The organism is Aeromicrobium sp. (assembly GCF_025965075.1).
Taxonomy (GTDB): Bacteria; Actinomycetota; Actinomycetes; order Propionibacteriales; family Nocardioidaceae; genus Aeromicrobium.
Genome location: NZ_JAOPXQ010000125.1, coordinates 1 through 10,045, shown reverse-complemented (window position 1 = coordinate 10,045; position 10,045 = coordinate 1). Strand labels below are relative to the sequence as shown.

At 70.8% G+C, this 10,045-nt stretch carries 9 protein-coding genes and 2 pseudogenes; 10 read left to right on the top strand and 1 reads right to left on the bottom strand.

Annotated features, from left to right (window positions below; all coding sequences use genetic code 11):
* The 3 genes and pseudogenes from JWQ91_RS07960 to pntB form a co-directional block, all read left to right on the top strand.
* Positions 1-462: pseudogene (locus JWQ91_RS07960) on the top strand (hypothetical protein); the annotation flags it as partial.
* 69 nt (positions 463-531) lie between these two features.
* A complete protein-coding gene (locus JWQ91_RS07955; protein ID WP_297782324.1) occupies positions 532-2,061 on the top strand; it encodes a Re/Si-specific NAD(P)(+) transhydrogenase subunit alpha in 1,530 nt (509 codons plus the stop codon).
* Positions 2,062-2,070: 9 nt separating this feature from the next.
* On the top strand, positions 2,071-3,459 hold the full coding sequence (pntB, locus tag JWQ91_RS07950) for a Re/Si-specific NAD(P)(+) transhydrogenase subunit beta (RefSeq protein WP_297782323.1): 1,389 nt from the start codon (positions 2,071-2,073) through the stop codon (positions 3,457-3,459).
* Between the two features lie 33 nt (positions 3,460-3,492).
* Here pntB and upp read toward each other — a convergent pair whose 3' ends face one another.
* Entirely contained in the window at positions 3,493-4,134 is a 642-nt protein-coding gene (gene upp / locus JWQ91_RS07945) for a uracil phosphoribosyltransferase (RefSeq protein ID WP_297782322.1), read from the bottom strand.
* A 78-nt stretch (positions 4,135-4,212) separates the two neighbouring features.
* Here upp and JWQ91_RS07940 point away from each other — a divergent pair, with 78 nt between their 5' ends.
* The 7 genes and pseudogenes from JWQ91_RS07940 to JWQ91_RS07910 all read left to right on the top strand — a co-directional run.
* Positions 4,213-4,674: a tRNA adenosine deaminase-associated protein gene (locus JWQ91_RS07940; RefSeq protein ID WP_297782321.1), complete on the top strand. Its 462-nt coding sequence runs from the start codon at positions 4,213-4,215 to the stop codon at positions 4,672-4,674.
* Positions 4,671-5,120: a nucleoside deaminase gene (locus JWQ91_RS07935; protein WP_366521360.1), complete on the top strand. Its 450-nt coding sequence runs from the start codon at positions 4,671-4,673 to the stop codon at positions 5,118-5,120. Before JWQ91_RS07940 ends, JWQ91_RS07935 begins: the two co-directional genes overlap by 4 nt.
* 136 nt (positions 5,121-5,256) lie before the next feature.
* Positions 5,257-6,228 carry an LLM class flavin-dependent oxidoreductase gene (locus tag JWQ91_RS07930; protein ID WP_297782320.1) on the top strand — a complete coding sequence of 324 codons (972 nt, stop codon included), beginning with the start codon at positions 5,257-5,259 and terminating at the stop codon, positions 6,226-6,228.
* A gap of 43 nt (positions 6,229-6,271) precedes the next feature.
* Complete coding sequence (locus JWQ91_RS07925; RefSeq protein WP_297782319.1) at positions 6,272-7,297, top strand: NADPH:quinone reductase; 1,026 nt, start codon at positions 6,272-6,274, stop codon at positions 7,295-7,297.
* Positions 7,298-7,337: 40 nt separating this feature from the next.
* Complete coding sequence (locus JWQ91_RS07920; protein WP_297782318.1) at positions 7,338-8,408, top strand: GNAT family N-acetyltransferase; 1,071 nt, start codon at positions 7,338-7,340, stop codon at positions 8,406-8,408.
* Between the two features lie 48 nt (positions 8,409-8,456).
* Entirely contained in the window at positions 8,457-9,236 is a 780-nt protein-coding gene (locus JWQ91_RS07915; protein ID WP_297782317.1) for an SDR family oxidoreductase, read from the top strand.
* A gap of 95 nt (positions 9,237-9,331) precedes the next feature.
* Positions 9,332-10,045, top strand: a pseudogene (locus JWQ91_RS07910) (CE1758 family FMN-dependent luciferase-like monooxygenase); the annotation flags it as partial.

Below are 10,045 nucleotides of genomic sequence, written 5' to 3'. Positions count from 1 at the left end.
GTGTCGGGCCTGCTCGTGCTGACCGGCGCGATCATGACGGCCAAGACGAGCATCACCTTCGCGACGGGCAACACCTTCATCTACTTCGTCCAGCCGGTCTTCGTCGACGCCGCTGTGGCGACCATCTTCCTCGCGTCGCTGGGGTCGGCCCAGCCCTTGGTCGCGCGCCTCGCGCCGGACTTCTGTCCGCTCAGCACTGAGCTCGTTGCGCGGCCCGGGATCTGCCGGCTGTTCCGCCAGCTCACGCTGATGTGGGGCCTGATCATCGTGGTCAAGGGCGTCATCACGCTCTGGCTGCTGATGACGCTGTCGACCGTCGACTTCGTCATGATCAAGGGCGGGGTGATCATGACCCTGACGTTCGCCGCGGTTGCCGCGACCGTCGTGTGGTCGGTCGTCGTGGGTCGCCGCGAGGGCCTGCTCGGTCAGCCCCTGGTCGCACTCATCCGCGCATCCGACTGAATCTCCATCCAGTGAGACTCGCGTCTCACCAGGTGTCGCGCCGGGTGACGAACGGATAACGTTCGCCGAATGAGTGTCGTGGGAGTAGTTGCCGAGTCGAGCGCCGGGGAGACCCGGGTCGCGGCCACACCGGAGACGGTGGGCAAGCTGATCGGGCTGGGGTACGGGGTGTGGGTCGAGTCGGGTGCGGGCGCGAAGGCGTCCTTCACCGATGAGGCGTACGTCGAGGCCGGTGCCACGATCGCCGCGAAGGCGGACGTGTGGGGCAGCGAGATCGTGTTCAAGGTCAACGCCCCCACCGCTGACGAGATCGGCCTGCTGGCCGACGGCGCGACGTTGATCAGCATCATCGGTCCGGCACTCAACGCGGACCTGGTCGAGCAGCTGTCGACGCGGCCGATCACGGTGCTCGCGATGGACGCGGTGCCGCGCATCTCGCGGGCGCAGTCGATGGACGTGCTGTCCTCGATGGCCAACATCGCCGGCTATCGCGCGGTCGTGGAGGCCGCGAACGTCTTCGGCCGGTTCTTCACCGGCCAGATCACCGCTGCGGGCAAGGTCCCGCCGGCGACGGTCCTGGTGGCCGGAGTCGGTGTCGCCGGTCTCGCCGCGATCGGCACCGCCAACAGCCTGGGCGCGATCGTCAAGGCCACCGACCCGCGCGCGGAGGTCGCCGACCAGGTCAAGTCCCTGGGCGGTGAGTACCTCGCCGTCGAGGTCGAGACCGAGCAGTCCACCGACGGCTACGCCAAGGCGACGTCAGAGGCGTACGACGCGCGGGCCGCGGAGATCTACAGCGAGCAGGCCGCCGAGGTCGACATCATCATCACCACCGCGTTGATCCCGGGCCGGGCGGCGCCGGTGCTGATCACCGAGGCCGACGTGGCCTCGACGAAGCCGGGCAGCGTCATCGTCGACATGGCCGCCGCCAACGGCGGGAACGTGGCCGGGTCGGTCGCCGGGGAGAAGGTCGTGACCGCCAACGGCGTCACGATCCTGGGCTACACCGACCTGGCCGGGCGGCTGCCGACGCAGGCCTCGCAGCTGTACGGCACCAACCTGGTCAACCTGATGAAGCTGCTGACCCCGGCCAAGGACGGCCGGCTCGTGCTGGACTTCGAGGACGTCGTGCAACGCACCATCACGGTGGTCCGCGACGGGCAGACGACGTGGCCCCCGCCGCCGGTGCAGGTGTCCGCCGCCCCGGCCGCCGCCCCCGCCGCGGCCGTCGAGCCGAAGCCGGCCAAGCAGCCGATGACCCCGGCCCGCAAGCTGACCCTGGTCGGGATCGGCGTGCTGGCTTTGTTCCTGGTCAACGCGTATGCCCCGGACCCGCTGCCGCAGCACTTCACGGTGCTGGTGCTGGCGGTCGTGATCGGCTACTACGTCATCGGCAAGGTCCACCACGCGCTGCACACCCCGTTGATGAGCGTGACGAACGCGATCAGCGGGATCATCGTGGTCGGAGCGATGCTGCAGATCGGCGACGACGACACCGCGATCCGTACGTTGTCGTTCATCGCGATCCTGCTGGCGTCCATCAACGTCTTCGGTGGATTCGCCGTGACCCGTCGCATGCTCAGCATGTTCTCGAAGTAGAGGCAGACCATGGATTCGCAGAGCATCGCCACCGCCGCCTACATCGTCGCGGCCCTGTTGTTCATCCTGTCCCTGGCCGGGCTGTCCAAGCACGAGACCTCCTCCCAGGGTGTCCTGTTCGGCATCGCCGGCATGACGATCGCGCTGGCCGCGACGTTCGGGGTCGTGGCCGATCTGGCCGACGGCACCGCCGTGATCCTGCTCCTGGTCGCCGTGGTCATCGGCGCCGCGATCGGCCTGTGGCGCGCCCGGGTGGTCGAGATGACCGGGATGCCCGAGCTCATCGCCCTGCTGCACTCGTTCGTGGGTCTGGCGGCAGTGCTGGTGGGCTGGAACGGCTACCTGGAGCACCAGGCATTCGGCCTGCAGTCGCTGGCGGACATCCACAACGCCGAGGTGTTCATCGGCGTCTTCATCGGCGGGGTGACGTTCACGGGCTCGATCGTGGCGTTCCTCAAGCTGTCGGCGCGGATCAAGTCCAACCCGCTGGTCCTGCCGGGCAAGAACTGGATCAACCTCGGCGCCCTGGCCGCGTTCGCGCTCCTGACGACCTGGTTCGTCATCGATCCCAGCATCTGGCTGCTGACCGCGGTCACGGTCGTCGCGCTGGCGCTGGGCTGGCACCTGGTGGCCTCGATCGGCGGCGGCGACATGCCCGTCGTGGTGTCGATGCTCAACTCGTACTCCGGCTGGGCCGCGGCCGCGTCGGGCTTCCTGCTGAGCAACGACGCCCTGATCGTCACCGGCGCCCTGGTCGGGTCCTCGGGTGCCTACCTGTCCTACATCATGTGCCAGGCGATGAACCGGTCGTTCATCTCCGTCATCGCCGGCGGCTTCGGCATCGAGGCCGGCCCGGCGGACGACAAGGACTACGGCGAGCACCGCGAGGCAACGGCAGACGACGTCGCGGATCTGTTGAAGGACGCGACCAAGGTGATCATCACGCCCGGCTACGGGATGGCCGTCGCGCAGGCGCAGTATCCCGTCGCCGAGCTGGTCCGCACGCTGCGCGAGCGCGGGATCGACGTCAGGTTCGGCATCCACCCCGTCGCCGGCCGGCTGCCCGGGCACATGAACGTGCTGCTGGCCGAGGCCAAGGTGCCCTACGACATCGTCCTGGAGATGGACGAGATCAACGACGACTTCAAGGACACCTCGGTGGTCCTGGTCATCGGCGCCAACGACACCGTCAACCCCGCCGCGACCGAGGACCCGTCCTCACCCATCGCGGGCATGCCGGTGCTGACCGTGTGGGAAGCGGCCGACGTCGTGGTGTTCAAGCGGTCGATGGCCACCGGCTATGCGGGCGTCCAGAACCCGCTGTTCTTCCGGGACAACTCGCAGATGCTGTTCGGTGACGCCAAGGAGCGGGTCGAGGCCATCCTCAAGGCGCTGTGAGCTGTCTGGCTGGTCGAGGTGCGGAGGCCGCGCTCAGCCGGCCACGCCGTACAGGCGGTCGCCGGCGTCGCCGAGGCCCGGGACGATGTAGCCGTGCTCGTCCAGCCGCTCGTCCAGGCCGGCGGTCACCAGCGTGACCGGGATGTCGAGGTGCGCGAGATCGGCCTCGATCCGGGCGACGCCCTCCGGCGCGGCCAGGAGCGTGATCGCCGTGATGTGGTCGGCGCCCCGCTGCACCAGGAAGGCGATCGCCGCGGCGAGCGATCCGCCGGTCGCGAGCATCGGGTCGAGCACGTAGCACTGGCGCCCGGTCAGGTCGTCGGGCAGCCGCTCGGCGTACGTGACGGCCTCGAACGTCTCCTCGTTGCGGACCATCCCGAGGAAGCCCACCTCGGCGGTCGGCAGCAGCCGCTGCATGCCCTCGAGCATGCCGAGCCCCGCCCGCAGGATCGGGACGACGAGCGGCCGCGGATCCGTCAGGCGTACCCCCCGCGCGAGCGCGACCGGGGTCTGCACGTCGACGCCGTGGACGCGCACGTCCCGGGTGGCCTCGTACGCCAGCAGGGTCACCAGCTCGTCGGCCAGGCGCCGGAACGTCGGGGAGTCGGTGGTCTCGTCGCGCAGCAAGGTCAGCTTGTGCGAGATGAGTGGGTGGTCGGCGACGTGTACCTGCATGCCACGAGACTAGCGGTGGCCGCCGGTGACCTGTCACCATCGCAGGGAAGACATCATTCCCCGATCAGGAGGCACCCCGTGGCCGAAGACGATGTCGACTTCGCCGTCGCCGCCTATCGGGACGAGGGTGCGTGGCAGGTGGTCGAGCTCAACCCACGCCTCGGCGAGGACGTCGACGACCTGAGCGACGCGCTGGGCCGCTTCCCGTCCGACGTCGGGGTGCTGGGGATCGTGTCGATGAGCGACGACTTCTTCGTCATCCTGCGCCGGTCCGGCACCCGGGTGCGGGCGATGCTGTCGGACGTCACGGCGATCGACGACTGGCCGCTCGCGGTCGGTGTGGCGGACCTCGTCGACCTGCCGGAGATCGATGATGACGGGCAGGCCGGTGGTGACCTGGAGATCCTGGCCGATCTGGGCATGTCGGCGCTCGACCTCGGGATGCTGTGCGATGACGACGACCTCTATCCCCAGGACATCCTCATGGACGTCGCCGAGCGCCTCGGCTTCGGCCCCGAGCTCGAGGCCATCATCGGGTGACCGACGACGACCTGATGGGTGAGGCGCTCGACCTCGCCCGCTCCGCCATGGCCGACGGGGACGTGCCGGTCGGCGCGATCGTCATCGACCCGGCCGGGACCGTCATCGGCCGCGGGCGCAACACTCGCGAGCGCGACGGCGACCCCACCGGGCACGCCGAGGTCGTCGCGATCCGCGAGGCCGCGGCGGCGGTGGGGGAGTGGCGGCTCGAGGGCTGCACCCTGGTGGTGACGCTCGAGCCCTGCACGATGTGCGCGGGGGCGATCGTGTCGTCGCGGGTCGCCCGGCTGGTGTTCGGGGCGTTCGACGACAAGGCCGGCGCGGTCGGGTCGTTGTGGGACGTCGTCCGCGACCGCCGGCTCAACCACCGCCCCGAGGTGCGCAGCGGGGTGCGGGCCGAGGAGTCGACGGCCCTGCTGCTGGAGTTCTTCGCCCAGCACCGGTGAGGTTTACCACGGTCCCTGAGCAAGCCTGCGCTCCCCGCAGGAAGCTTCCCCCGGTACGTACGGGCTTGCCACGGGGAGTTGCCGGGCGATGCTGGGGCGCGGGAAGCATCCGCGGGCCGGGGCCGTTGACCACCTCGTGAAGCTCTCCCTCCTCGACCGGTCGCGCACCCGCGCGGGACGTCCCGAGCGCGAGGGGCTGACCGGCTCGGTCGAGCGGGCTGTCCTCGCCGAGCGGGTCGGCTACGAACGGTTCTGGGTCGCGGAGCACCACGCCGTCCCGGGCATCGCGAGCGGCTCGCCGGCGGTGCTGCTGGCCGCGATCGGCGCCCGCACCGACCGGATCCGGCTCGGCTCCGGCGGGGTCATGCTGCCCAACCACCAGCCGCTCGTCGTCGCCGAGCAGTTCCTGATGCTCGAGGCGCTCCACCCCGGCCGGATCGACCTCGGCATCGGCCGGTCGCTGGGCTTCACCCCCGCCGTGCGCGCGGCGCTGCGCCACGACCTCGACGCGGTCGACTCCTTCGAGGACGACCTGGCGGAGCTGGCCGACCTCCTCGACGGCACGGGCCCGGTCACGCCCCACCCCGTTGCGCCGGCCCGGGTCCCGGTGTCGCTGCTCGCGACCGGCCAGGGCCTGGCGATCGCCGCCCGCCACGGCCTGCCGGTCGTCGTCGGTGGCCCGATCCTGGCCCAGGACTCGATCGGCGCGGCCCTCGACACGTACCGCCGGGACTTCCAGCCCAGCAAGCAGGCCGTCGACCCCCACGTCACGATCTCCCTCGACGTCACCGTCGCCGCGGACGACGCCACGGCCCGCGAGCTCGCGCTGCCCGAGGCGTGGGCGATGGCCCGGTCCCGCCAGACGGGGGAGTTCCCGCCGCTGGAGCCGGTCGCCGCGATCCACGCGCAGGACTGGTCGGCGCAGGTCCGGCAGCGGGTCGAGAAGTCACTCGCCGGAGCGGTGGCCGGGTCGCCCGCGACCGTACGTCGGATGCTCGACGACCTCGCCGAGCGCACCGGCGCCGACGAGCTCATGGCGTCCACCTCGACGTACGACCGCGAGGCGCTGCTCGAGTCGGACCGGCTGCTGCGCGACCTCGTCCCCTGAGGCCGGCTCGGAACATCTGACGACGGTCCGTGTTGCACCTGACATGAGAGCAGTCGTCCACAGCCAGGCAGGGGACCCGTCGGTCCTGACCCTCGTCGATCGTGACCCGGCCGAGCCCGGGCCCGGAGAGGTGCGCGTGCGGATCGTCGTGTCGGGCGTCAACCCGACCGACTGGAAGAGCCGCTCCGGTGCGACGGGCCAGGGACTGGCGTTCCCCGAGATCGTGCCCAACCAGGACGGGGCCGGCGTCGTCGACGCGGTGGGCCCCGACGTTGCGGACCTCGCGGTGGGCGACCGGGTCTGGCTGCTCCTCGCGCAGCACCAGCGCGCCACCGGCACGGCCCAGGAGCTCACGGTCGTGCCGGCGAGCCGCGTCGTCCGGCTGCCCGACAGCACGCCGTACGACGTCGGCGCCTCCCTCGGCGTGCCCGCCGTGACCGCACACCGCGCCCTGACCGTCCGCGAGGGCGGGCCCGCGCGGCTCTCGCCCGGGGCCCTGGACGGCGTCACGGTGCTGGTGGCGGGCGGTGCCGGCGCGGTGGGCCACGCCGCGATCCAGCTCGCGCGCTGGGCGGGTGCCACCGTGATCACGACGATCAGCAGCCCCGAGAAGGCCGCGCTCGCCACCGCCGCAGGCGCGCACCACACGATCGACTACACCCAGCCGGGCACCGTCGACGCGATCCGCGCCATCGCCCCGGACGGGGTCGACATCGTGGTCGAGGTCGCGCCGGCGGTCAACGCCGACCTCGACCTCGACGTCATCGCCAACCACGGCACGATCGCGGTCTATGCCAACAACGGCGGCGACCGGGTCAGCTTCGACGTCCGCAAGCAGTTCGCGCTCAACGTCCGCTACCAGGGTCTGCTGCTCTACACGCTCTCCTCCGAAGCGCTGCAGGCCGCGACCGAGGACATCACCGCGGCGCTCGAGGACGGCGCGCTACCGGTCGGCGAGGACGCCGGGCTCCCACTCGTACGCTTCCCGCTCGAGCAGACCGCCGCCGCGCATGCGGCAGTCGAGAGCGGCGTCGTCGGCAAGGTGCTGATCGACGTGACGACAACCTGACGAGTCGACGCAGAGGTGCCGCATCGAGTAGGTGTGGGGGATGACGTTCACGATCGATGAGCTGGACATGCCGGAGTCCCTGGACGCACCGGGCGGTCACGAGTTCATCGAGTACGCCACGGTGCGCAACGCGATCGAGTCGCACACCCTCGGCACCGACCTGCTCGCGATGGGCGCGGAGGAGATGCTGGCGGAGTACCGCAACAACCCGCACCGGGTCCGGCAGCACTTCGTCGTCCGTGAGGCGGATGCCGTGATCGGCCGTGCGCTGGTCACGACACGACCGCACGCGCCGGAGACCGGGGCCTACCTGATGGTCGACGTGCTGCCCGAGCACCGACGTCGCGGCATCGGGCAGACCCTGCTCGACCGGGCCGAGCGGGTGGCCCGCCGGGCGGCGGCGCCGGTGCTCAAGGTGTCGGTGCCCCACGCCGTGGTGCCCGGCGGCGACCGGGTCGAGCCGCCCACGGGCTTCGGCGAGCTGCCGGCCGGCGACGACGGTGTGAGATTCCTGCAGGCCCACGGCTACGCGCTCGAGCAGGTCTCCCGCATCAGCCTGCTCGACACCCCGGGGCTGCCGGAGCGGGTCGCACCGCTGCGGGACGCCGCTGGGGCAGTCGCCGGTGACGGCTACCGCCTCACGACGTGGACCGGGGTCACGCCGGACGAGTGGACGGCGGACCTCGCGGTCCTGCGCACGCGCATGAGCACGGACGCCCCGATGGCCGGCATGGTCATCACGGAGGACCTGTGGGACGTCGACCGGGTGCGGGAGCACGATCAGCGCATCGTGGCCAGCGGTCGGAGCATCGTGACCGCCGCCGTCGAGGACGTGGCATCGGGGGCGCTCGTCGGCTTCTCGGTGATCGTCGTCTCCGCCGGCGATCCGGTCGCGGTGCAGGACGACACCCTCGTCCTGCGCGACCACCGGGGATGGCGCCTCGGGATGCTGCTCAAGTCGGCGACGGCGGAGCTGCTGGTGACGTCGGCGCCCGAGGTCGAGGCGATCGTGACGTACAACGCCGAGGAGAACCGGCCGATGCTCGACGTCAACGAGGCGATGGGATTCCGCCCGATCGGCTACGAGGGCGGCTGGCAGAAGCACGTCTGACCTGTCGCACCGTGGAATGCCCAGCGGCCGGGTCTCGTTGCGCCTGACATGACCCACAACAGCTACGACTTCAGCGGCCGGACGGTGCTCGTCACGGGCGGTGGCAGCGGCATCGGCCTGGCGATCGCCACAGCGTTCCTCGACAACGGGGCCAACGTCGCGATCTCCGGCCGCACCGAGAGCAAGCTCGTCGAGGCCGTCCAGGGACAGCCCGCCGGTCGTACGCTGACCGTCGCCGGCGACATCGGGGACCCCTCGGACGCAGAGGCGCTCGTGGCGGCCGTCGTCGAGCGGTTCGGCCGGCTCGACGTCGTGGTCAACAACGCCGCGGCCCACACCGGCGGGGATTTCACCGACACGGTGGACGAGTGGGAGCAGATCCGCACGACCAACATCGACGGCTTCGTCCACCTCGCCCGGTTCGCCCTGCCGGAGCTCGAGCGGGTTGGCGGCAACCTCGTCGCGGTCTCCTCCGTCTCGGCCCTGCGCGGCGACTGGGGCCAGTCGCTCTACAACGCCAGCAAGGCGGCGGTGCTCAACTTCATCCAGTCGCTCGCGCTCGACTACGGGCGGCGCGGCGTGCGGCTCAACGCGGTGGCGCCGGCGTTCACCATCACGCCGATCACCCAGGGCGTGGCCGACGATGCGGAGCAGCTCGCGAAGTTCACCAACCGGGTCGCCCTCGGCCGGCCGGGCCAGCCGGAGGACATCGCCCCCGCGGTGCTGTTCCTGGCCAGTGACGACGCGGCGTACATCACGGGGGCCACGCTGGCCGTCGACGGCGGCACCAGCGCGTCGACGGGGCAACCTCACATCGAGCAGGGATGACGTGGGAATACCCCACGTGCTAATATAGTTGAAGTTTCAACAAGCCCATACGGGCCAGCACGTGAAGCTGTGCGAAGGAGACCCAGATGACCAGCATGCAGTTCGGACTGTACACGGTCGGCGACGTCACGCCTGACCCCACGAACGGCACCACGCCCACCGAGCACGAGCGCATCAAGGCGACGATCGCGATCGCCAAGAAGGCCGAGGAGGTCGGGCTCGACGTCTTCGCGACCGGCGAGCACCACAACCCGCCCTTCGTGCCGTCCTCGCCGACGACGACGCTGGCGTACATCGCCGCGCAGACCAGCCGCCTGCAGCTGTCGACCGCCACGACGCTCATCACCACGAACGACCCGGTGAAGATCGCGGAGGCTACGCGATGCTCCAGCACCTGGCCGGCGGCCGCGTCGACCTCATGCTGGGCCGCGGCAACACCGGGCCCGTCTACCCCTGGTTCGGCAAGGAGATCCGCGACGGCATCTCCCTCGCGATCGAGAACTACGCCCTGCTGCGTCAGCTCTGGGACACCGACGTCGTCGACTGGCAGGGCGCCCACCGCACGCCGCTGCAGGGCTTCACGTCGACGCCGCGGCCGCTCGACGGCGTCCCCCCGTTCGTGTGGCACGGCTCCATCCGGTCCCCGCAGATCGCCGAGCAGGCCGCGTACTACGGCGACGGCTTCTTCGCCAACCACATCTTCTGGCCGAAGAGCCACACCCAGCAGATGGTGCAGCTCTACCGGCAGCGCTTCGAGCACTACGGCCACGGCAGCGCCGACCAGGCGATCGTCGGCCTGGGCGGGCAGG

Coding starts and splice junctions, on each gene's coding strand:
- JWQ91_RS07920 (WP_297782318.1), top strand. CDS start 7,338: ATGACGTTCACGATCGATGAGCTGGACATGCCGGAGTCCCTGGACGCA.
- pntB (WP_297782323.1), top strand. CDS start 2,071: ATGGATTCGCAGAGCATCGCCACCGCCGCCTACATCGTCGCGGCCCTG.
- JWQ91_RS07915 (WP_297782317.1), top strand. CDS start 8,457: ATGACCCACAACAGCTACGACTTCAGCGGCCGGACGGTGCTCGTCACG.
- JWQ91_RS07955 (WP_297782324.1), top strand. CDS start 532: ATGAGTGTCGTGGGAGTAGTTGCCGAGTCGAGCGCCGGGGAGACCCGG.
- JWQ91_RS07925 (WP_297782319.1), top strand. CDS start 6,272: ATGAGAGCAGTCGTCCACAGCCAGGCAGGGGACCCGTCGGTCCTGACC.
- upp (WP_297782322.1), bottom strand. CDS start 4,134: ATGCAGGTACACGTCGCCGACCACCCACTCATCTCGCACAAGCTGACC.